Here is a 22,947-nt window from a genome sequence, read left to right as displayed (position 1 = left end):
CTTTCTACTTGAATAATTTCTTCAAAAGATCCTTTCCTTTTTTCTCCAATTCCTTTTTAGCTTTGCGTTCCAATTCTTTAGCAACCGCCTTTTGAGCCTGTTTAATTGCCTTACTTAAATCCAACTTTACTTCCGGTTTATCAACTGTACCCTTAATCTTAACTGCAACATCAAAAGCAGGAACATTATCCATACCAGGTAACTTATCAAAGTACTGATTCACCTCTTTACCAAGCTCTTCTTTAGGCAATTTCATATCCATAGTAAAATCCAACTTGCCATCAACCGATTGTGTGCCGTAAATAGTTGCAGGATGACCAGCAACCTTAGCCTTAAATGGTTTCACCTCAACATTACCATTCGTAATTACAAAATTCATTTTGAATTCTGTTACCGATATCCTTTTGTACTGATCGTTCTTTAAAGCTTTAGCCAACGCATCAAACGCTTTATTGTCTTTAATCAGAATTTTTTGAGAATGCAATGAACCTTTTCCATTCATACTTGCTGGTATAGGATTCATTTCTTTATCTAAAGCAGCTGTAACAATTAAATCAGAAGAAACTTTTCCTTCGCAATTCATTGCTATTGGCATCATCTCCTTAATCATACTTAAAGAATGATAAGCAGAATTGATATCAAAATTATTGATATCCATACCAAAATTTGTTGTCGGTCTTTCTATATTCCTGGTGCTGTATTCTCCATCTAAAGTTAAATTTCCTTTTAGCATATCCATCGACAAATTCGTAAGTCTTGCCGTAGCATTCTTCACCTCAATCAATCCCTTCACATTCTTCATATCCATTTTATCGAAACGAATGTTTTTCATGTTAGAAGTCAGTCTCAAGTTCAAGTTAGCAGGAATTTCAATTACTGATAAAGGAATGGTATCGATACTCTCAGCCTGTGCTTCATCTTCTTCGGTCATGAATTCATTTAAATCTATTGAATTTGAAGTAAGGTTAAAAGTTCCTTTTAAGGTTTCATTCTTCATAGCATATGGAATAAAATTCTCAATTTTTCCTTTAAGTTGAATGTCCGTTTTCCCAATTCTTGAATCGAATGAATTTAAGCTAATGTATCTTGGGGTAAAATCCATTACTGATTTAATAATCTTTATCCCTTGAGGAAAATCGGGAGTTGTAAAAACGAAATTGTTCAATTTCACATCACCCTTTGCACTGAATTTTTCGTATTGCTCTTTTTCAATCGAAGAGTATCTGCCATTAAAAGATACATCAGAGGTTACCATTCCCGAAATCTTAATACTATCCATTGGAATAGCATGTCTGATTTTTTCAAAATCGATCACTCCTTTAAAGAGTCCACTTAATAATGGATCTGTCATAGGATTCTTTACATGAAGCTCCGCATTAAATGGATTGTTTGCCACTTCAAAATGGAATGAATTTACATCGGCAGTTAATAAATCCAAATCTCCACCAGGGTGATTCACCTGAGCATCTACATTGATAGATTTAACTGATTCAGGTAAATCAGCATATTTAATATTGGCATCATTCACTTTTAACTTGGCTCCAAAAGCAGGAAAGTTCTCTTCTTTGTATTCCCCTTTTACAAACGCATGCAACTCCAAATTTCCAGTTGTTTCCAAACCTTCCATTTCCGATTTGAACACATCAGGAACCATGGCTAATAAAGATTTAAAATCTGTTTTGTTGGCATTCATCTTCAGATCCATATCATAACCATCATCAATCATACCCACTTTACCATCAATACCAAAACTCAGGTCATTTATCGAAAGCTTGTTCTCTTTAAAAGTAAAGATCATATTCTCAAGATCAGCTGCAAGAATCGCTTTTAAGTCAACTTTTGCCTTATTCAAGTATCTTGTTTCTTCATAGTCGAAATCAATTCCTGAAACGGTAGTTAATACATCTAAGTTGGTTGATTTTGCAGAGAAATCACCACTCAAAACCAAATCTAGATCAGCAACTGACAATACCGTTTTCATACTGGCATCATCGTAAATCAATGCAAAGTTTTCAATCTTTACCTCCTCAAATATTACCTTAAAATCGGAAGTTTCACCCGTTTCTTCAACAACTACTTCCTCTTCTCCACTCGACTTTACAATATCCCAATTGGCTTTTCCCGATTGCAAAACCTTAGCCTTAATTTTAGAATTCGCTAAAACAATGGTTCCAACCTCAATTTTACTTCCTGATAAAGCTGAAGACAAATCAACCGCAGTATATAAACTTCCAACTGAAGCCAATGTATCTTCGGCAAATTCATTTTTGCCAACTACACTTACATTTTCAAGTTCTACATATAAATTTGGGAAGTTCTTCAGCATCGAGAGAGAGATCCCTCCAATTTCAACTTTTGCATCAAGAGTATTATTGATTTCTGTCTTTACTTTCTCAAGAATTTGATCCTTAAAAAAGTATGGTAAAACAATAAGAAGTGCCAAAAGCACAACCAGCAATCCTCCGAATATTTTCAGAAATTTCTTCATTCAGTTTTGTTTTAATAATTTTTACATAACAAATATAAAAAACATCGAGAACATTAGCTTTTCCTGTCTCTTCAAATTTATATTAAAGTAAATTTAGTTTTTTTTCACGATCCTCAGCTTCCTATATGAAAGATTTAGAGTTTTTTAAGATTTAACCCGAAATTAAATACAGTTTTTTTATCAGAAATATGATGGGAAGGCTTGCAAACACTACTTTTTTTTCTCTATATTTGCACCGCCTTACAGAGGAAACAAGGACGCGTAGCATAACTGGATAGTGCACCACGTTACGGCCGTGGAGGTTGGGGGTTCGACTCCCTCCGTGTTCACAAAAACTTCGATAGTTTATCGAAGTTTTTTTATCTGTTTTGCAAAACAAACAGAAATTTTTATCGTAAAAATAAACGCAGATGTTTGTAAATTACAATTAAAATTTCTTATATTTGCACCGCCTTTTTAAGGAAACGGACGCGTAGCATAACTGGATAGTGCACCTCGTTACGGCCGAGGAGGTTGGGGGTTCGACTCCCTCCGTGTTCACAAAAAAACTCATCAAGAAATTGATGAGTTTTTTTTTATTCCAAACTTTTAATTATTGCTGCAAATGAGTTCCTAAGAATTTCTCCATTGAGCGATAAAAATCATATCTGTTTTCCTGATTACGAAAACCATGCCCCTCATTGTCTTTCACCATGTATTCAACCTCTACACCACGTTTTCTCATCGCTTCAACCATCTGATCTGATTCATCGATGTTAACTCTAGGATCGTTAGCTCCCTGAGCTACAAATAAAGCAGCCGTAATTTTATCTGCATGTAAGGCAGGCGAAACTTCAGCCAACATTAAACTATCTTTTACAGGATCACCTGCCATTTCGTAAAACATTTGACGATAAGGTTCCCAGTAAGGTGGAATGGTATTCATAAAAGTAAACATATTGCTCACTCCTACATAATCAACACCACATTTATACAAATCAGGCGTAAATGCTAATCCTGCTAAAGTTGCATATCCACCATAACTGCCACCGTAGATTGCCACTTTTTCCTTGTCCGCAATTCCTTCGTCAATAGCCCATTTTACCGCATCACTAATATCATCCTGCATGGCTCTTCCCCATTGCTTAAACGAACATTCCCAAAATTCGCGTCCAAAGCCCGTTGAACCTCTAAAGTTCATCTGTAAAACAGCATATCCCCTATTAGCCAGGAACTGAATCTCCGGGTTAAAACCCCAATGATCTCTAGCCCAAGGACCACCATGAGGATTTATCACGATAGGTAAATTTTTAGCTTCTACACCTACAGGCAAAGTAAGATAACCATGAATCGCTTTTCCATCGCGACTGGTGTACTTAATAGGTTTCATTTTAGCCATATACTTTTCATTAAGCCAAGGACTCACTTCCTGAATCAAACTTAATTCGTCTGTATCTTTATCGTAGAAATAGTATGCTCCCAAAGAACGATCACTGTAAGTTCTTACCAGAAATTTATCTTCATCTTTATTTGTACTTGTAAAATAACAATCATATTCTGACAATTCATTTTTCACACGCTTGTACATTTTTTCGAATTCTTTATCGAACATTTTGTAATGGTGTAAATCTGTAGTGTAGGAAGCATAAGCCAAAACCTTTCTCTTTTTAGAATAAGATAATCCTTCCACATCTACCATTTCGTGTGCAAACAGTGTTTCCACTTCTTTTCCTGTCTTAGGATCAAAAATTACAATTTCTTGCTTGTCTCTTCCTAAATTAGAACTGGCATATAACATCTTATTATCGAAAGTGAAAAAATGAGGAGACATGCTTTCCTTAAAGTTGGTTGTTAAGACAGGCTTAAATTCGTCTTTTTCAGTATCACGATACAATAAAGTAGCATTTACCATATCGGTAACGGCAGTTGCTATTCTTAGTTTTCCATCATGATCTGTCATCCACCCTGTTATATTACCAGGATTTTCATAAAGCATCGTTAATTCTCCTGTAACAATATTTAATCGATACGGATCAAAAACACGAGCATCACGCTTATTCATCGAGATAATTATCTCATCGGGAATCGCTTCCAAACGATCGATAATTCCTGTTCTCACATTTTCGAAGTCGGTAAAACAAATTAAATTCTTCCCATCAATATCAACTCCATACAGTTTGAAGTTCTCGTTCCCTCCGTCATCTTTCAAATACAGAATACGATTGTCGTTAGCCCAAAAATAACCAGATATATCTCTATCTGTTTCATAAGTTATCTGAATAGCTTTTTCCGAACCAATTTCCTGTACAAAAATATTCATGCGATCCTGATAAGGCGCTCGATAAGAAAATTTCGTTCCTTCCGGCGAAATACGATAAGAGGTTTTTTCAGGATTCTTAAAGAAATCTTCCAAGGCAATTGTAGGTGGTTTTTCCACTTTTGATTTTTTAGATTCTTTTGTTGTACATGACAACATAATTGTAGCAAGCATGAGCATACTCGCAAAGGCAATTTTTATTTTCATAGCTAATAAAGTATTGATGAACAACTAAATGAAACATTAATTTACAACAATATTTAGTAGCAAACAATAACTTATATCTAATAAAAAAGTGGGAAATAACACTTTTTAAAATGTCAATTATCAAATGATTTATTAATCACAAATTAGCCTCATTTTATAAACGAGCTTATTTGATCTTAAAATATTCGTAGATTTACCTCAATTCAAAACATTTTATGCGCACAAAGCTTATTTTTTTATTACTATTGAGTCTTACAGTAAGTTCCTGTTCTAAAAACAACAATGAAGAGCCTCCTCTTGTTAACGAATTTATTAAGGGAGTAGATTTATCCTTCTTACCACAAATTGAAGAATCAAATATTGTTTTCACAGATAATGGAATAACTTCTGATGCCTTAAATATTTAAAAAAAAAATGGATTAAATACTGTTCGGATTAGACTCTGGCATTCGCCTGTCAATAAACATTCTGCTTTTGAAGAAGTGAAAACACTATCAAAAAGAGCTAAGTCTATAGGCTTAAAAGTGTGGATTTGTGCACACTATTCCGATACCTGGGCTGATCCTGCAAATCAAGAAATACCACAATCCTGGTCGAATTTAAATTTTGAACAACTTACTGATAGTGTATATTCTTATACAACAAAGATTATGAATGAAATTCAACCCGATTACATACAAATTGGAAATGAAATAAATTCAGGTTTTTTATTTCCCCATGGAAATATTGATACAAATTTTTCTCAATTTAAAACACTTGTAAAATCAGGTATTAAAGCGGTTCGCGATTCTGATACAGAATGCAAAATTATGCTTCATTATGCCGGTCATTCCTACGCCTCATCATTCTTCTCTAATTTAAATCATTTAGATTTTGATATCATAGCTCTCTCCTATTATCCCCTATGGCATGGGAAAGATTTAAATGAATTGAAAACCAATCTCATTCAATTGAAAAATCAATATGACAAATCGGTAGTTATTGCTGAAACGGCCTATCCTTTTACTTTGTCTTGGAACGATTGGACGAATAATATTGTAGGTCTTGAAGAACAACTCATTTTACCGGATTATCCTGCAACTCCAAACGGACAATTGGATTTTCTTTTAAAGGTTCGAGAAATTTGCAAAGTAACGAATGCGCTTGGTTTTTGTTATTGGGGAGCTGAATATGTGGCTTTCGAAGGAGCAGAATCGAAAAATGGTTCGAGCTGGGAAAACCAAGCTTTATTTAATTTTAAGAATGAACTGCTACCCGCTGCTGAGGCGTTCAATTAAATATAAAATAAATTCATATTCAAGTTTACTCTTCTAAATAAAGAATAAAACACACAAAAAGACCTCAAAGTCTTTTATTAAAACTATTTTTATCTCGTCTAAATTAAATTAGACCTGATTAAAAGTGGAGAATAATAAAATGACTAAAAACTTTTCTGAATACTTAAAAGAGTTTGAACAAACTCTAAAGTCGGTATTTTACGAACGAGATGACATTAATAAATTCAGTTTAAACCGTGGTTTTCCACCATTGGTAATGCGAGAGATAATGTCTGGATCACCTCTATCTGTAGCCATTCCAGAAAATTACGGTGGACGTGGAGCTAAGGTGAAAGAATGTTTAGGTATACTATCATCGGCGGCATATGAGTCCTTACCATTGGCACTAACACTAGGTATAAATATTGCCTTGTTTCTTGAGCCTGTTGCAAAATACGCGAATGATACCGTTAAAAATGGCATTTTCAAGCGCTTTCTGGAAAAACAACAAATGGGTGGATTGATGATTACCGAGCCTGATTTTGGTAGTGATGCCCTAAACATGCAAACCCATTACACAAAAACCGATGATCGCTACCATATTAAAGGAACCAAACACTGGCAAGGATTAACCGGATTAGCAGACTTCTGGCTTATTACTTCCCGTCAAAAAAATGAAAAAGGAGATTTAGGACGCGACATTGACTTTTTTATTTGCGATGTAACTCAAAAAAACCAACAAGTTGTAGTTGAGGAATATTTTGATAATCTAGGATTGTACATGATTCCTTATGGCACAAATAAACTTGACGTGCAAATTCCACAAGAATACAAATTAGAACCAGAAAGTTCAGGCGTAAAAATGATGCTTGACATTCTTCACAGAAGTAGAATGCAATTTCCTGGTATGGGACTAGGCTTTATCAAACGATTAATGGATGAAGCCATTGATCAGTGCAAAACAAGGATTGTTGGCGGTAAGAGTTTACTTTCATTTGATCAAGTGCAACACCAAATCTCTAAAATGCAATCTGCCTACACCATTTGTTCTGCTTTGTGTGTGCGTAGTAGCAACAAAAGTGGCCTTGAAAACAATTTAGCTACCGATGGAATTGAAGCCAATAGTATTAAAACAGTTGTGACCGATTTAATGCAGGAAGCAGCTCAAACTTTGGTACAACTTTCAGGAGCCAAAGGATACCGTTTAAGTCATATTGGCGGACGAGGAATTGTGGATAGCAGACCGTTTCAGATTTTTGAAGGAGCCAACGAAATGCTCTACACTCAAATTTCAGATATGATTCTTAAACTAATGAAGAAAAAAAAGGAGACCAATCTTTTTCAATTCCTAAAAGAATTTAATCTAACTGATAAGGCTTCTGAGTATTTTAAAAAAGAGATCAACTTTTCAATTGATTTTGATCTTCCTCAACGAAAATTGGTTGATTTAGGAAAAGCTTTGGGTAGAATTGTTTCTGCTGGTTTTGTTCTTGATTTGGAAGATAAAGGCTTTAGAAAAGATTTGATCACAAATTGTATTGATTCCTTACAGCAAGATATTAGCAATTTAATTAACTCCTATCATATCAACAAAGGAGTTTCGAGCATAGAAAACTACAACGAAGGAAGTTCATGGATTGAAATGGCTTAAAACAAATACATATCTTATGTGCGAAACCACCTCATTATTGAGGTGGTTTTTTATTTGCTATTTACAATGATTATTTATTATGTAGCAGTAATAATCCACACTTAATTAACAGTATATTTTGCTTATATTTGGTAATATAAGCAACTTAACAAACCCAAATCTCTAGTTAAAACTATAAATCCAACCCAAATGAAATGTAACGTGAGCAAATACACAATCATTACAATGATATTACTGCTGTGTTTAAACAATACACTTTTAGCTCAAAAAAACAGTAAATTAATTACTGGGAAAATCATTAACAAACACACAAAGCAACCCATTCAAAATGTGGAAATTTTTATTTCAGGAACTACAATTGGAACTACGACAGGAAAAGATGGTACGTTTAGCATTAAATCCCCTTATATTCCTTGTCATTTAGGTGTTAATCATGTTAGTTATCTATCCAGAGTATTCACAATAACATCAGCTTCTCATTTAAATATTGAACTCATACTTAATTCGCGAAATATTAACGAAGTTAAAGTAAAGGGTAAAAATTTAAGGCGTAAAAATCTTCGATTATTTTACAAATACTTCATGTTAAATGCCGATCGGGAACAAATAAAAATCCTTAACGATTCGGTACTTAAGTTTAAACGTAGCGAGTATAATTTTCACGCTTATTGCAAATCACCACTACTCATCGAGAACAGATATTTAGGATATCGAATAAAAGTTTTAATACAAGATTTTAGTATCTGCAAAAAGCAACAGCCCGGAGGGAAAAATGTCAAATTAAAATCTATCAGTGGTGAAGATAGTTACAAACTATCAGCATTTTACTTTTATGAAAATTTACCAACTAAAAACGCTCTTCATATACAAAACATTGCACTCAATCGCAGAGGTCATTACTATGGTTCACTAAGGCATTTTCTTACCAGTTTATATTTTAAGAAACTAAATTCAAATGGTTATTTAATAAAACACCATTCTGATTCAACCGTAGCTGCATTTACTCTAACTTATGAGGAGCGCAATCTTAAAAGATATAAATTCAACAAAGATCTTTTAAATGTTACCTATTACTATGACAATGAACAAAGACCTAAACAGTTGCCTCTTACTATGGGGGAATACTTTTATTCAAATACAACATTTATGTCTCTGGGCAAAGAATTCGATGTTCGTCCTAATGGTACATCTTCAAACTTATCTTTTGAGATAAGAGGTGATATGGGGCAACGTTCCTTGGTAAATACTCTGCCTAATGATTATGAACCATCATTTTTAATATCACCTCGATAATTTTTCAATCATAATTTTAATTTATGGTTTATTAACATTTGATCGTAAAATTAACAATATAAGATTCCTATATTTGATTGAAAACTAGTAGTAACAAAAAATCAAATACAAAAAACAGCTATTTATGAAATTAAAATTAGCAATAGCACTTTTATTTAGTGCTTTATTTACATTCGGAACAGTTGCACAAGAAACAAAGGTTAAAAAGCCAAAAACATATTATTTTATCGATGGCAAAGAGGTTACTAAAGAGGATATTTACAAACTAAAACCCGAACAAATTAAATCATTAAATACAAGCATTTCAGATGATCAAAAAAACCAATTAATAAAAAAATATGGTGACGAAGCTGAAGATGCAATAATAATGGAGATTATTCTTAAAACGGAGGAGGAAATTAAAAATACAAAACCCATTACATCCGAGGAAGCTGCGGCAATGGGTGAAAAAATGGCAAAACAGCAAAAAGAGAGAGAAAAAAAAATAAAAGAATCTACACTCGTAAATACAGGTGATTTGGCTCCTGATTTTACTGTTGAAATGCTAGATGGAAAAAATATTAAACTATCTGATTTAAAAGGTAAAGTCGTGCTTTTAAACTTTTGGGCAACCTGGTGTGCTCCATGCATGAGAGAATTGTACGAAATGCCTGAGAAAGTATTGCAACCTTTTGCCGATAAAAATTTTGTATTTCTGCCTATTTCACGCGGTGAGAAAAAAGAAATGGTTGCTAAAAAAATAGAAAGATTAAAGAGTAAAGGAATTTCTTTCGATGCTGGATTGGATCCAAAAGAAGAAATTTTCAAACTATATGCTACCAACTATATTCCTCGTAATTACTTAATCGATCAAAACGGTAAAGTGGTTTATACTTCGATTGGCTACAGCGAAGAGAAATTGAATGAATTAATTTCGAAAATTGAAGAATTATTAAAGTAAGCGAAAAGAATAATTTGTAACACAAAAGAGATCAAGCTTTAAAGCTTATCTCTTTTGTGTTTAATATCACTTCTTCTCCTATTAAAGAAAGTGATAATTTAGTAGGTATTAAAAATTATATCTAATTCCGGTAAGAATTCCTATTGAGTATGGTTTATAATCAAATTCACTACTCTTATTTATAGAATTCAAATAGTACTTAAATGTCGGTTCAACACCTATTTGTAGTTTTGAGTTCAGTTTGTATTCAAATCCTAAACCAACTAAAGAGCTAAAATTTGTAGTACGTAAATTCTCGATCTCACCAATCTTACGCTTCGATCCTGAGGTATCATATACACCATTAGCAACAATAAAGTTAGCACCCAACCCACCACTTACAAAAACACCTAACCTTTTTTGAGTTAAGCTGTATCGTAAAATAAATGGCACTTCTATTGTCTCAAAGTTCTGCATTATATTCGATGATGAGTAGGAAGAATTTACATACTCACTATTTGCAGCTTGTGATGAATGATTTGAAAATTTAATTGCTCCTGCTGATGTTGAAGCTGGAAAAACTTTTCTTCCATTAGAACCAACAAAAGATGATCCTGATTCTCCAGTTAAATTCGCATCGTAAAATAACATTTCCTGACCACCTCCACTACTTAAATCTTGCCCAAAACTATTATATAAGAACCCTGTTTGAAGAGCGAGTTTTTTTCCCAATGCATAATTAACTTTAACTCCACCTCCAAAACTTACAATACCACTTGCAGCACTCTCTGCAGAAGTTTCATTGGAATATGCAGAAGATACTTGCCCCAATATCGACCATCTGTTTTCTTTTAAGGCATCTTTCGATTCTTGCTCCATTAACATCAAATTGGCTTTTATTTGCATTTCATCTGCTAAAAGAACTACTGGATCGACCTTTTGTGCCAAATTATATTTCAGCTCTTGAGATGAATCTTTATCGCGAGTAAACAATCGGCTAAATCCTAATGGAATTGCATCAATAATAGATTCTTTTGGAATTGAACCTGCCTTTGATTCTCTAACTATAAGAACATTAGATTTTGATACGTTCGATTCAGGCTTGGAAATGATATTATTCAGATCTGTGCTCTTCGTATTTTTTGCTTCTATATTTTGTGAATTAAATTCTTGATTGTCATTTTCTATCGTTTTTTCAGAATCCGTTTTAGTATTAGCGCTTATTTGCTCAAATTGTATAGCATTAGAATTAACATCGAAAAGTGCTTGATTAGTGATACTGAATAATAGAAGAATAGCGGCTGCTATTCCAGTTGAAATGTAAATTACTAACATTTTCTTTTTACGTTTTGCAAGCATCTTTCCATTAATTGCATTCCAAACCTCAGGATTCGGCTCAACACTCAATCCTTTCAATCTATCTGCAAACAGACTATCAATATGTTTGTTTTCGTCTAGCATATTTTCAGTTTGTTTTCATTTTCATTCAAATACTCATTCACTTTTCGTTTTAGTATCGCCCTACCTCTGGCTAAATTCGATTTAGATGTCCCTACCGTAATATTCATCACCTCAGCAATTTCATTGTGAGAATATCCATCAAGTACGTATAAACTAAATACCATTTGATACCTATCGGGTAAATTCTGTATCAATTCCAGTAGCATATTCAATGGAATGTCTTCTGTTATCGACTGCTCTTCAGTATCAATTTCATCTTCCCAAACCTCATCCACTACCTGAATATGCTTCGATTTTCTAAATTTCTCTAAAGCAGTATTTACCATTATACGACGCACCCAACCTTCAAAAGAACCTTTAAATTTATATGTTTTTATACTTTGAAACATCTTGATAAAACCATCTTGCAAAGTATCTTCAGCCTCCGCTAAATTATTGGAATACCGCAGACAAACCCCAAGCATTTTTGGGGCATACTCCTTGTAAAGAAACTCTTGTGCTTTAGACTTTCCTTTCGAGCAATCTTTTATAATCTTTTCTAATTTTTGGTTTTCCAAAGTGGTTCTCAACTTTTACCTTATCGACGTTTAACTAATAGTAGTACACAAATGAATAAGGTTGCGTCAAAATTACATTTTTTTCCAACATCTTCTTATCCATTCCTCATAATCAGCACCTTTAATACTTAAAACTTCTTTTTTTAAATTAATTAAGCAACCATATCAACAATTTGACATCATGCAAATGTAAAAGTTTTACAAACTATAAATGTAGATAAGCACCCGGGAATAAGTAAAGCTTATCTCAAAAATATTTAAAAAGACAAAAAATGAAGACGATTAGAGCCATAGTGGCAATTTTTATGTGTGCAATAGTTTTGATTTCATGTGATGATGATCTTGATACTCCATCAACACAAAGTATAGGTGATATTTTTGTTCGAATTGTAAAAGTGGATGATGAAATACGATACGCTCCAGTTATATACAACTATTCGAACTTTTCGATTAAAGAAATAAATGTAGAAGGTCCAACTGATAGTAATCTTAGTTATGATTTAACAAGCTACGATTCAGATACTGGATTCAGATGGTTACCTTCTGAAGATGATTACACGATTGATGATGTTACAAATGGAATATACACATTTCAAGTAACGGCCTCAGACGAAACTGTTTTTACAACTGTGGATAAATTACTTGATACCAGAATAAATCCAGTAGAAATCACAAACTTCGTTTACGATGAAGATATGCATAGTTTTGTACTAGATTGGAAAGATATTGAAGATGCCGATACTTACGTTGTAAAAATAATGGACTCTAAAGATGGAAAGTATCTGTATGTATCAAACAGATTGTATACATCGAATCATAACTTTAACATTTCATCGAATAAATGGACCTCATTTGAAAAAGTTGATGGCACCACTTATGTAATTGGCGTTTATGCTTACAAATTTGAAACAGCTCAAGCCAGCTCTGGTTACGATATCAATTGTGAATCGGTAGAATACCAGAATTTTGAATGGTAAACAATTAATTTTCAACAAAAAACTCGCTTTCCTAGTTGGAAAGCGAGTTTTGTTTTAATCCCTAATAATTGAACTTGATGTTCAGTATAAATTTGATGTTTTATGCAAAATTTAGAAACCAATACCCAAAATCAGGTTAGCAGTTTCTGCCTGTGGGTTAATACCAATCTTAGCCCATGCATTTAAAGAAAAATTATCATTAATCTTAATTTCTCTTGTTGCAGTAGCTCCAATATTTACAAAACCAAAGCTCTCTCCATACACTTGATCCTCGAAAGCATTCAAACCTGCAAATAGAGAAACAGTTTCACCTCCTATTTTCACAGGATATCCAAATTCCACGTAAGTTGAATAGTTTTGATCTCCATTCTCATCTAAATCCCGTCCGTAAAGCATAGTACTTACGCAAACACTTAATGGAAATTTCTCATTAACGTAGAAGTTTAAACTCGCATCAATCAGGTGATTTGTTGTACTTCTGTCTAAATCAAGATAGTTGTAATCGTCAATAGAAGCTCTATCGCGATTCGCGAATAAATCCCAAACTGCAACATTAAAATGATCACTAAATTTATATCCAACATGGAAATCGAACTCTGAGTAGGTATTGTCAAATGCATATCCACCCCAAGCTCCGAATGTGAAATTATTATTAGTGTAAGCCAAATCCATTTCAAAATTAGCTGTATTACTTACCATAATACCTCTCCAATAATGACGAGTAGTTACCGACGGACTAACTGTTACTTTTCCTTGTGCATTTACATTCATATTTGATGCAAATATGATTATCAATGTAAATAATAACGATATTTTTAGGACTGATTTTTTCATTAGATTCAAATTTTTGGGCTGTAGAGATCCAGAAGATTTAATTGACTAAATCTCTACAGTATGTTTAAAATGTAGTGGTTCAATAAGTTTATAGATACATAAATAAGAATGCTGCAATGGCAGTTCCTACAATTGGGGCAACGATAGGCACCAATGAATACGCCCAGTCGCTTGTACCTTTATTTTGCATAGGTAAAATAGCATGCATGATACGAGGCCCCAAGTCTCTTGCGGGGTTAATTGCATATCCGGTAGTTCCGCCTAACGAAAGACCAATAGCTACAACTAATAAAGCAACAGGTAAAGCACCTAAAGTTCCTAATCCAATCTTAGCACCTTCCATTCCAGCAGCTTCAAGAGAAGGACCTGCCAAGTAAAAGATAACGAACATCAATACAAAAGCACCAATGACTTCACTAATTGCGTTACTTCCAATGTTTCTGATAGCAGGACCTGTTGAGAAACAAGCCAATTTAGCTCCACCATCTTCAGTAGAATTAAAATGATCGCGATACATTAACCAAACAAGGAATGCACCCATAGCTGCTCCTAACATTTGAGCTGCAATAAAAAGACCTACTTTTGACCAGGCAAACATTCCTGCTAATGCCAATCCGATAGTTACGGCAGGGTTAATGTGAGCTCCTGAAACAGGACCTGCAACTGCAACACCTGTAAATACGGCTAATCCCCATCCCATTGTGATTACAATCCAACCGCTATTGTTTCCTTTTGTTTTATTCAATACAACATTTGCAACTACTCCGTTACCTAATAATATCAGTAACATGGTTCCTATAAATTCTGCAACAAATTCACTCATGATAATATGGTTTTATTTAGTAATTGTTAATAAAAGAATGCCGGAATTCTGTCTTCATCCATTCCTTCTTCTCCATATTCCGGCATTGGTTTAAAAATATATTAGATGTTGAAAATTAAGCTTCAGTATCCCAATCCTTTGAACGACCAAGGGCTTTGTTCCAACCATTAATCAATTTCTCAGATTTTTCTTTAGGCATTGCTGGCTCAAACTTACGATCCATTGCCCATTGACTCTTAATGTCATCGATACTATCCCAATATCCAACTGCCAAACCTGCTAAATATGCAGCACCCAATGCTGTTGTTTCAAGAGTTTTTGGTCTGTAAACCGGAGCATCCAATACATCCGATTGGAATTGCATTAATAGGTTGTTAATTGCAGCTCCACCATCAACACGAAGTTCGTTGATCTTAATTCCTGCGTCTGCTTCCATTGCTTTCAATACATCCATAGTTTGGAATGCAATACCTTCCAATGCAGCTCTTGCGATATGTGCTGAAGTTGCACCTCTTGTCAACCCTACAATTGTACCTCTAGCGTACTGATCCCAATGCGGAGCTCCTAAACCTGTAAGTGCAGGAACCAAGAATACACCTCCGTTATCTTCAACCGAACCGGCCAGTTCTTCAACCTCAGGAGACGATTTAATAATTCCTAAACCATCACGTAACCATTGTACAATAGCTCCTCCCATGAAAATACTACCTTCAAGACAGTAAGTAGTTTCGCCATTAATTTGCCAACCAATAGTTGTTAACAAATTGTTGTTCGACTTTACTGGCTTATTACCTGTATTACAAAGCATGAAACATCCTGTACCATAAGTATTCTTAACCGATCCTGGCTTAATACACATTTGACCGAAAGTTGCTGCCTGCTGATCACCTGCAATACCTGCGATAGGTACCTCGTGTGCGAATAAAGTAGTTACGGTATGTCCGTATACTTCTGAAGAAGATTTAACCTCTGGTAGCATACTTTTTGGAATGTCAAGTAATTCTAACATTTCTGTATCCCACTCTAAGGTTTTGATGTTATAAAGTAAAGTTCTACTTGCATTTGTAACATCAGTTACATGCACCTTTCCTTGAGTTAATTTCCAGATTAACCAGCTATCGATAGTACCAAATGCTAATTTTCCTGCCTCAGCTTTTTCACGAGCTCCTTCAACATTGTCAAGAATCCACTTCACTTTTGTTCCAGAGAAATACGAGTCGATAATTAAACCTGTTTTATCCTGAATCATATCAGCATGTCCTTGAGCTCTCAGTTCATCACAATATTTTGAGGTACGACGATCTTGCCAAACGATTGCATTATAAATTGGCTCACTAGTTTCACGATCCCATACAACAGTTGTCTCTCTCTGATTAGTGATACCAATCCCCGCAATACTCTTTCCATTAGCTCCTGCATGTGTAATTGCTTCTGCAGCAACTCCAGCTTGCGTAAACCAAATTTCGTTTGCATCATGTTCTACCCAACCCGGCTGAGGAAAAATTTGTGTAAATTCTTTCTGTGCCGTGCTTATCATCTCGCCCTTCTTATTGAAAACGATTGCTCTGGAACTTGTAGTTCCCTGGTCTAAAGCTAAAATAAACTTGTCTTCCATACTTCTAATTAATTTGGGTTATTGTGTTAATTAAAATACTCTCCTTCTGAATTCACTTTTGCTTAAAATTTTCCAATTGTAAACGATTGCAAAAGCGAGATAAATTTTTTTAATCCCGAAAGATTAAATTTCACCAATTCCAAAATGGAATTTTTTGATTAGTTAATTTGAAGGTGGTAATCCATGTGATAACCAAACCTTCCAGAGTAAAGTGTAGGACGATTGTGCAAAGTAATTTCGTGCCAAAACTAACAAATTGATTAATAATATTGTAACAATTAATAAAATCAGTAGTTATAAATAACAGACTAAGAACTACCTTTAATAAATGCTTTACTCAATTCGTCCTACAAATAATCTCTTATATCAAAATGTATCGAGATGCCAAGTTTTTGTAATCTTTTACTTGGTTCTCTTCCCATTGTTTATCGTATCCTAATTCCTTAGCCATTAATTCTGCTACCTTAGGAGCCATTCTTATACTTTCTTTTGCATCAAGAAGTAATGAACGTGTTCTTCTCGATAATATATCTTCAATGGTTCTGGCCATTTCATACCTAGCCCCCCAAACTACCTGTGCATTCAACACTTTTAGCTTTGAGCTTAAATACTCATCCAAACCATCTTCTTTTTTAGCTAAATCTAAAATCTTCTCTTCATCGGAGCCATAGAAATACATTGGATTATTTAAATCTGGATTTAGCTTATATCCATGAATTTTTAGATTTCTTGTTTTTGACTTTTTCTCTTGTAATCCTGCTGTTTTGGCAACAGTGTTCATTACATCTTCAGCCATTTGTCGGTAAGTAGTCCATTTACCACCTGTTAAGGTTACCATTCCCGATTCGGAAACAACAATTTTGTGTCCTCGAGATATTTCCTTCGTTTTTTTACCATCGCCACTAGGTGCTGCCAATGGTCTTAAACCAGCAAATACGCTTCTTACATCTGATCTTTTAGGAGGTTTTGATAAGAATCTACCCGCAGTCTCTAAAATAAAATCAACTTCCTCTTCCAACGCTCTAGGTTCTAGTTCTGCACAATCTTTGTGTACATCGGTGGTTCCTACAACAACTTTGTTATGCCATGGCACAGCAAAAAGAACACGACCGTCACTGGTTTTAGGAATCATCACTGCATAATCTCCCGGCACAAATTCCTTATCTAAAACCAAATGTACACCTTGACTGACCTTTACGATATCTTTTGCTTTAGGTTCGTCCATTTTGATAACTTTATCAACAAAAACTCCCGTTGCATTCAAAACTACTTTACCTTCTATCGTATATTTTGTTCCACTCTCCAAATCAGTAGCTTTCACTGCTGAAATTTTTCCATTCTTCTTTTCAAATCCTTCAACCTTCATGTAGTTGATAGCAACTCCACCATTTTCTACAAAAGTTTGACACATATTAATTGCCAATCTGGAGTCATCAAATTGTCCATCGTGATAAACAACTCCACCACAAAGATTTTCGCTTTTTAGTGTAGGAATATGCTTTAGCGTTCTTTTTTTAGAGAAAGGCAATGATCGCCCGTAACCTAATTTCCCAGCCATTAGGTCGTACATTGTTAAACCTAAAGTATAGTAAGGTGTTCCCCACCATGTATAATTAGGAATAATAAATGATTGATCTTTTACCAAGTGAGGTGCATTTTGCTTTAACAAACCTCTTTCTCTTAAAGCTTCCAAAACCAATGATATATTTCCCTGAGCAAGATAACGAACGCCACCATGAACAAGCTTGGTACTTCTACTCGAAGTTCCTTTAGCAAAATCATCCTGCTCCAGAAGTAGTGTTTTGTATCCACGAGTTACCGACTCAATAGCTGCTCCTAAGCCTGACGCTCCACCACCAACAATGATCACATCCCATTTCTGTTTTACACTTTCAACCTCTCTATACATCTTATTTCTCTTTGTAATAAACCACGTTTGTATTATCGCTTATAATTCCTCTTCCCAGTATTTCCAGATACTTCCATTTTGTTCATCATCTTGAACAAGCTTATCATTTTGTCCGGCCAAAAGGTCTAAGAAAAAAGAATAAAGGCGATTTTCCATTTGCATATCAAATTTCATGTCTTCCATAGCAGTAAAAAATAAATGTGAATACACAGCACTTTGTATTACTATGTAGTTCTATCAAAAAAAATGGAAGCTTTCTTCCAATCGTTTTATAAGCTAGTTTGAATAAATCAATTTCTAATTATAAACTCGAACAATACAAAGCTAAATAAATTACTTAGTAATGCAAGGTGCTAGGCAAAGAAAAGTATTGTTTTAATTTAGTCTAAAAACTCCATAAACTCCAGATTCCCAATATTTACTGACTTACAGCTAAAGCAATTCCTATTTTAATTTATAATAATCGAGTAAATTAAAATCATTCAATTTTATATCTACTGAACTTCTTGATGCAATATTATAAAAAAACTGACTCACCAATTAGGCGAGCCAGTCAATTATATCATTATTTATTAAGGTACTAAAAGTTAACTTGAATTCGTCCTTTTAATACTCCGATATTCTTATCTAAAGGATATTTTTGATTATCAACATCCATATAGTCATAATTCAGACGAAACATTACATTAGAGCTTAAATAGTAATTTACAGCTAAGCTATAGGTATCAGCTTTTCCCCCCTGAACACTCATATTACCAGCGCCACCCAACGCAGCATTTAAATCTGCAGGACCATAGCTACCATTAAAATAAGTTCCATCAACATCATTTAAATCTGTATGATCGTAACGTACAAGAAATTCGAAAGAACCAGCTTTAGGTCTCTTAATATATGCAGTTGATGAGTTATATTTATAATCATCGCCTAATAAAAATCCAGCTTGTACATAGTAAGCTTTTGTTTCTATATCACGAAGCTCACCATACCAATCAGGATAATCTTTAGGAGCTACAGGCCATGCATAAGTAACGTAATACAATGGACCATCTTTCATTAATTTTGACACATAATCATCATCACGAGTTACTTTAGCTTGAGTATACTCTGCTTGCAACATAAATGAACCCTTTAATGCTAATGTTTGGAAATTAAACCTCATATCAGACTGCGCACCATTCATGGTAGCATTTAAGAATTTGTGCTCAGGACCCGCTGCGAATTCAACTACACGATTGTAATCATCATCGTTGAAGCTTTCGTTAAAACCATTAGCTTCTGGCTTTCTGTAAGTAAACGATCCTCCAACTTGGAATACAAAATCTTCGTTTTGAATCGGAGTATATGCGACTTTCGAAGTAGTAGAAAATCCTTGATCACCTTTACTATTATTATCAACTGTTCCTGCAAAAATACCAGTTGAACCATAGAATTTTTGAGTGTAGTACGTATATCCCAAACCAACTCCACGACCAATACCCATTGATTGAGTTGTGTTAGAAGAACCAATAAATCTTAAGTTTTTACTTGACTCTGCCGCCTCAATTCCAAATGGCTCAAAGAAATTACCAACAGTAAAAGTGCTATTCTTTTTATGGTGATATCTTAAGAATGCATCTTTAATTTTCACCTCATCATTACCAAAGCCAACGTTTACCTTAGCACTCCATTTTCCCCATCTCACACTTGTTCCAAAGCGAATATCACTAACAGATACATCCGAACTCAAATCAGTTACATCATCAAAATAGTGAACACCATCCATATAAATTCTACCATTTATACTTACTTGATATTCTTTATCAGCAGAAGTCAATTTAATTCCTCCATTTGGGTTTTCAACTGATATTTCATTTTCCTGAGCATTTGCGCCTGAAGCTAGCACTCCCGTTAATAAGGCAGCTATATATAATTTTTTAAACATATTACTTTTGCTTAATAATTTGTAAATAGAAATTGATTAATAACCTAAAGCGTCCAACACTTCTTGAGCAGTTCCAACTACTTCACGCTTCTGGTAATTCATAGAAAGGTCTGTAAGATTAGTAAATCCACCATCGATAAACATATTTGGATTTACATCATAATTAAAGTTTCCTTGTACAGTTCTATTAGGATCATCGAAACGAGATACACCACCATAAAAGTAATCTCCATTATACTTTCTTAACTGATCTTCAGTATCAAATGAATAAGCATGTACAAGCATTCCTGCTCTGTGGTACATTTCACACATCCAAGGCTCAGTAAGATCTGGGTAACCATTTGGTTTACCTTCGATAGAAGGACCTGCAATATGACAGTTATATTCTACAGAGAAATTGATAAACTCAGCTAAAGACTCAATTGTATTAGAAGGTCTTACATAAGATGCACTTTCATCTTCCCATAACAACATACACTTAGGCACACCTGGCAATTCCTTTTCAAGGTTAACAATTGATTGTCTAGAAAATGATTGCAAAATAAAACGACCATTTGTATTCGCTACATCAACTTTACCTGCAATTGTAGGAATAACTTTTGGAGAAGAAGTTACATTCCATCCTTCAGTAGTTAAGAAAGTTGCCAAATCAGCTTCCATTCCAGAAAATAAATATGGTTCTTTGGTCTCGGCGTATACACCCGGACGATTTCCATTGTCCTGAGGATCAACTTCAAATTCATAATATCCAGCCCACTCACCTGCTTCGGTAAGTTTTGTCATATCTTTAACTGGCTCTCCATTTACATCTCTAAGAATTCTATATCCTTCAGCAATTTTCAGCACCTCTTCAAGAGTAGAAATTTTCTCACCAACAAATGACTCTCTTGCGTTCTCTGGCACATCAACATTAAACCAAGCACCAGCATCAAGCTTTCTCAATTCAGCTAAAGTAAAATAACTAACAGGATAATCCTCTTTTCCTGGGAATATACTCTCAATATTAGATGTTCTTCTCAAGTTATTATCATGCAGTGCTAATAATACACCATCTTTAGTTCTTTGCAAATCAATCTCAAGGTAATCAGCCCCCATATTTCTTGCCCAACGGAAAGCTGCTTCGGTTTCTTCAGGAGCCCAAAATGTTGAACCTCTATGCGCAATAACAATATCACTTTTCACATAATCTCTTACCGCTTTAGCTTCAGCACTAAGTTCTTTCAAAGGATATGTTTTGTAGTAATTAAATTCATTGTAATCAGGAGTATCATCTTCACACCCAACCAAGCCTACACTGCACAAAGCTACTGCACCAAATAATAGGTTTTTTAGATTAATTTTTTTCATATTACTGTTTTTCTAGGTTAAATTATATTTTCAATAAGTAGTTAATTTTTATACTAATGATGAATTCCATTATGGCCTCTCAACTCTTGTACCCATGAAATAGCAATAAAGAGTATTGACATTACACAAGCCGCTAAAAGAACAACGAAACCACCTGACCAACTCCATTTATCCACAACAGCACCCATAGCTATATTTGCAAACAACGCTCCTCCCATATAGCCAAATAAGCCTGTTAGTCCGGCAGCAGTTCCAGCTGCTTTTTTTGGAACCAAATCAAGAGCATGTACACCTATTAACATTACAGGTCCATAGATCAAGAAACCTATACAAACCAATGCAATAGAATTCGCAACAATAGAATCACTTATCCAGTACATGAATACTGAAATAGTTACAAAAACCATATAAATGATACTTACAGGAGCACGTTTTCCTTTAAAAACAGTATCACTTAAATATCCACAAAGTAATGTTCCTGGTATTCCTGCCCACTCATATGCGAAATATGCCCATCCTGTCTCTTCAATTGAAAAACCTTTAGCCTCTTCTAAATATAGAGGAGCCCAATCTAGCACACCGTAACGCACTAAATAAACGAAAGCATTCGCTATTGCAATCATCCATAAAAGTCTGTTCTTAAGAATATATTCAAGAAATATTTGTTTTGCAGTCATTTCCTTCTCAAACTTCTCCGAATAAGATTCAGGATAATCATCCTTATATTTTTCGATATTTGGTAAACCGCAAGATTGTGGTGTATCACGTATTAAAAGCCATGCTATAAAGGCAACTACTAAAGCAACTATACCAGGAAAGTATAGTTTTGCTTGCCAATCAACAAAAATGGCAACGCCCAAAATAGCTAAAGGACCAATAATACCTCCACCTACATTGTGAGCAACATTCCAAATTGACATTTTAGTTCCTCTTTCTCGAATAGAAAACCAATGAACCATTACACGTCCACAAGGAGGCCATCCCATTCCTTGAAACCATCCATTCATCAATAATAGAACAAACATTATCGCAATTGAAGATGTAGCCACAGGCAAAACTCCCATAACTATCATAGTAATTGCAGAAAGAACTAATCCAAGAGTTAGAAACCTACGTGCATTACTCCTATCTGAGACATTCCCCATAATGAACTTACTTAATCCATATGCAATGGAAACTCCCGATAAAGCAAATCCCAATTGAGTTTTTGAATATCCTAAATTCACTAAATCAGGCATTGCCAATGAGAAAACCTTTCGTACAAGGTAATAACCTGCATACCCTAAGAATATACCAACAAACACTTGCCATCGCAATCGTTTGTATGCAGAGTCAACATTATCCTCAGGCATCAACTCCTTATGAGGAGCTGGCTTTAAAAATCCGATCATAT

General features: G+C 34.5%; 17 protein-coding genes, 2 tRNA genes and 1 pseudogene. 8 read left to right on the top strand and 12 right to left on the bottom strand.

All coding sequences use genetic code 11. The features are described from left to right. Positions 1-4: 4 nt before the first annotated feature. Positions 5-2,488, bottom strand: a complete 2,484-nt coding sequence (locus GCQ56_RS13145; RefSeq protein WP_152734932.1) for an AsmA-like C-terminal region-containing protein — start codon at positions 2,486-2,488, stop codon at positions 5-7. Positions 2,489-2,743: 255 nt separating this feature from the next. On the opposite strand from GCQ56_RS13145, the gene GCQ56_RS13140 reads away from it, so the two are divergent. Both GCQ56_RS13140 and GCQ56_RS13135 read left to right on the top strand, forming a co-directional pair. After that, positions 2,744-2,817 (top strand) — tRNA-Arg (locus GCQ56_RS13140). Positions 2,818-2,954: 137 nt separating this feature from the next. After that, a tRNA-Arg gene (locus tag GCQ56_RS13135) sits at positions 2,955-3,028 on the top strand. Positions 3,029-3,080: 52 nt separating this feature from the next. Here the strand turns inward: GCQ56_RS13135 and GCQ56_RS13130 are convergent. After that, the gene (locus GCQ56_RS13130) at positions 3,081-4,991 is read right to left on the bottom strand and encodes a S9 family peptidase (RefSeq protein WP_152734931.1); all 1,911 of its coding nucleotides are present in this window, start codon (positions 4,989-4,991) and stop codon (positions 3,081-3,083) included. Between the two features lie 215 nt (positions 4,992-5,206). Between GCQ56_RS13130 and GCQ56_RS20525 the strand changes: the two genes are divergently transcribed. The 5 genes and pseudogenes from GCQ56_RS20525 to GCQ56_RS13110 all read left to right on the top strand — a co-directional run bounded on the left by GCQ56_RS20525 (position 5,207) and on the right by GCQ56_RS13110 (position 10,131). Beyond that, positions 5,207-5,398: an arabinogalactan endo-1,4-beta-galactosidase gene (locus GCQ56_RS20525; protein WP_227006073.1), complete on the top strand. Its 192-nt coding sequence runs from the start codon at positions 5,207-5,209 to the stop codon at positions 5,396-5,398. A 12-nt stretch (positions 5,399-5,410) separates the two neighbouring features. After that, positions 5,411-6,268 (top strand): annotated as a pseudogene (locus GCQ56_RS13125) (arabinogalactan endo-beta-1,4-galactanase); the annotation flags it as partial. A 124-nt stretch (positions 6,269-6,392) separates the two neighbouring features. After that, entirely contained in the window at positions 6,393-7,898 is a 1,506-nt protein-coding gene (locus GCQ56_RS13120; protein WP_370452667.1) for an acyl-CoA dehydrogenase family protein, read from the top strand. A gap of 201 nt (positions 7,899-8,099) precedes the next feature. Further along, complete coding sequence (locus tag GCQ56_RS13115; RefSeq protein ID WP_193323784.1) at positions 8,100-9,191, top strand: carboxypeptidase-like regulatory domain-containing protein; 1,092 nt, start codon at positions 8,100-8,102, stop codon at positions 9,189-9,191. Positions 9,192-9,315: 124 nt separating this feature from the next. Continuing rightward, complete coding sequence (locus GCQ56_RS13110; protein WP_152734929.1) at positions 9,316-10,131, top strand: TlpA disulfide reductase family protein; 816 nt, start codon at positions 9,316-9,318, stop codon at positions 10,129-10,131. 108 nt (positions 10,132-10,239) lie between these two features. On the opposite strand, the gene GCQ56_RS13105 is transcribed toward GCQ56_RS13110, so the two are convergent. Further along, positions 10,240-11,571 (bottom strand): outer membrane beta-barrel protein, encoded by a 1,332-nt coding sequence (locus tag GCQ56_RS13105; RefSeq protein WP_152734928.1) that lies wholly within the window; start codon positions 11,569-11,571, stop codon positions 10,240-10,242. Then, positions 11,565-12,128 carry an RNA polymerase sigma factor gene (locus GCQ56_RS13100; RefSeq protein ID WP_152734927.1) on the bottom strand — a complete coding sequence of 188 codons (564 nt, stop codon included), beginning with the start codon at positions 12,126-12,128 and terminating at the stop codon, positions 11,565-11,567. Before GCQ56_RS13100 ends, GCQ56_RS13105 begins: the two co-directional genes overlap by 7 nt. Positions 12,129-12,400: 272 nt before the next feature. On the opposite strand from GCQ56_RS13100, the gene GCQ56_RS13095 reads away from it, so the two are divergent. Then, positions 12,401-13,105, top strand: a complete 705-nt coding sequence (locus GCQ56_RS13095) for a hypothetical protein (protein ID WP_152734926.1) — start codon at positions 12,401-12,403, stop codon at positions 13,103-13,105. Between the two features lie 111 nt (positions 13,106-13,216). On the opposite strand, the gene GCQ56_RS13090 is transcribed toward GCQ56_RS13095, so the two are convergent. The 8 genes from GCQ56_RS13090 to glpT form a co-directional block, all read right to left on the bottom strand. Further along, the gene (locus tag GCQ56_RS13090) at positions 13,217-13,939 is read right to left on the bottom strand and encodes a hypothetical protein (protein WP_152734925.1); all 723 of its coding nucleotides are present in this window, start codon (positions 13,937-13,939) and stop codon (positions 13,217-13,219) included. An 88-nt stretch (positions 13,940-14,027) separates the two neighbouring features. Further along, the gene (locus GCQ56_RS13085; RefSeq protein WP_152734924.1) at positions 14,028-14,762 is read right to left on the bottom strand and encodes an MIP/aquaporin family protein; all 735 of its coding nucleotides are present in this window, start codon (positions 14,760-14,762) and stop codon (positions 14,028-14,030) included. Positions 14,763-14,877: 115 nt separating this feature from the next. Beyond that, on the bottom strand, positions 14,878-16,377 hold the full coding sequence (gene glpK, locus GCQ56_RS13080) for a glycerol kinase GlpK (RefSeq protein WP_152734923.1): 1,500 nt from the start codon (positions 16,375-16,377) through the stop codon (positions 14,878-14,880). Between the two features lie 361 nt (positions 16,378-16,738). Beyond that, on the bottom strand, positions 16,739-18,286 hold the full coding sequence (locus GCQ56_RS13075; RefSeq protein WP_152734922.1) for a glycerol-3-phosphate dehydrogenase/oxidase: 1,548 nt from the start codon (positions 18,284-18,286) through the stop codon (positions 16,739-16,741). 39 nt (positions 18,287-18,325) lie between these two features. After that, positions 18,326-18,469: a hypothetical protein gene (locus GCQ56_RS20300; protein WP_193323783.1), complete on the bottom strand. Its 144-nt coding sequence runs from the start codon at positions 18,467-18,469 to the stop codon at positions 18,326-18,328. 397 nt (positions 18,470-18,866) lie between these two features. Then, on the bottom strand, positions 18,867-20,207 hold the full coding sequence (locus GCQ56_RS13070) for an OprO/OprP family phosphate-selective porin (protein WP_152734921.1): 1,341 nt from the start codon (positions 20,205-20,207) through the stop codon (positions 18,867-18,869). Positions 20,208-20,243: 36 nt separating this feature from the next. Next, on the bottom strand, positions 20,244-21,554 hold the full coding sequence (locus GCQ56_RS13065; protein WP_152734920.1) for a glycerophosphodiester phosphodiesterase family protein: 1,311 nt from the start codon (positions 21,552-21,554) through the stop codon (positions 20,244-20,246). 53 nt (positions 21,555-21,607) lie between these two features. Next, positions 21,608-22,945, bottom strand: a complete 1,338-nt coding sequence (gene glpT, locus GCQ56_RS13060) for a glycerol-3-phosphate transporter (RefSeq protein WP_152734919.1) — start codon at positions 22,943-22,945, stop codon at positions 21,608-21,610. Positions 22,946-22,947 lie beyond the last annotated feature (2 nt).

It is taken from the genome of Marinifilum sp. N1E240 (assembly GCF_009295825.1).
GTDB classification, from domain to species: domain Bacteria; phylum Bacteroidota; class Bacteroidia; order Bacteroidales; family Marinifilaceae; genus Marinifilum_A; species Marinifilum_A sediminis.
Note: the sequence above shows the minus strand (reverse complement) of the source record. Positions and strands in the feature narration are given on the sequence as shown.

Coding starts and splice junctions, on each gene's coding strand:
- GCQ56_RS13110 (WP_152734929.1), top strand. CDS start 9,316: ATGAAATTAAAATTAGCAATAGCACTTTTATTTAGTGCTTTATTTACA.
- GCQ56_RS20525 (WP_227006073.1), top strand. CDS start 5,207: ATGCGCACAAAGCTTATTTTTTTATTACTATTGAGTCTTACAGTAAGT.
- GCQ56_RS20300 (WP_193323783.1), bottom strand. CDS start 18,469: ATGGAAGACATGAAATTTGATATGCAAATGGAAAATCGCCTTTATTCT.
- GCQ56_RS13075 (WP_152734922.1), bottom strand. CDS start 18,286: ATGTATAGAGAGGTTGAAAGTGTAAAACAGAAATGGGATGTGATCATT.
- glpT (WP_152734919.1), bottom strand. CDS start 22,945: ATGATCGGATTTTTAAAGCCAGCTCCTCATAAGGAGTTGATGCCTGAG.
- glpK (WP_152734923.1), bottom strand. CDS start 16,377: ATGGAAGACAAGTTTATTTTAGCTTTAGACCAGGGAACTACAAGTTCC.
- GCQ56_RS13090 (WP_152734925.1), bottom strand. CDS start 13,939: ATGAAAAAATCAGTCCTAAAAATATCGTTATTATTTACATTGATAATC.
- GCQ56_RS13065 (WP_152734920.1), bottom strand. CDS start 21,554: ATGAAAAAAATTAATCTAAAAAACCTATTATTTGGTGCAGTAGCTTTG.
- GCQ56_RS13095 (WP_152734926.1), top strand. CDS start 12,401: ATGAAGACGATTAGAGCCATAGTGGCAATTTTTATGTGTGCAATAGTT.
- GCQ56_RS13085 (WP_152734924.1), bottom strand. CDS start 14,762: ATGAGTGAATTTGTTGCAGAATTTATAGGAACCATGTTACTGATATTA.
- GCQ56_RS13105 (WP_152734928.1), bottom strand. CDS start 11,571: ATGCTAGACGAAAACAAACATATTGATAGTCTGTTTGCAGATAGATTG.
- GCQ56_RS13070 (WP_152734921.1), bottom strand. CDS start 20,207: ATGTTTAAAAAATTATATATAGCTGCCTTATTAACGGGAGTGCTAGCT.
- GCQ56_RS13145 (WP_152734932.1), bottom strand. CDS start 2,488: ATGAAGAAATTTCTGAAAATATTCGGAGGATTGCTGGTTGTGCTTTTG.
- GCQ56_RS13130 (WP_152734931.1), bottom strand. CDS start 4,991: ATGAAAATAAAAATTGCCTTTGCGAGTATGCTCATGCTTGCTACAATT.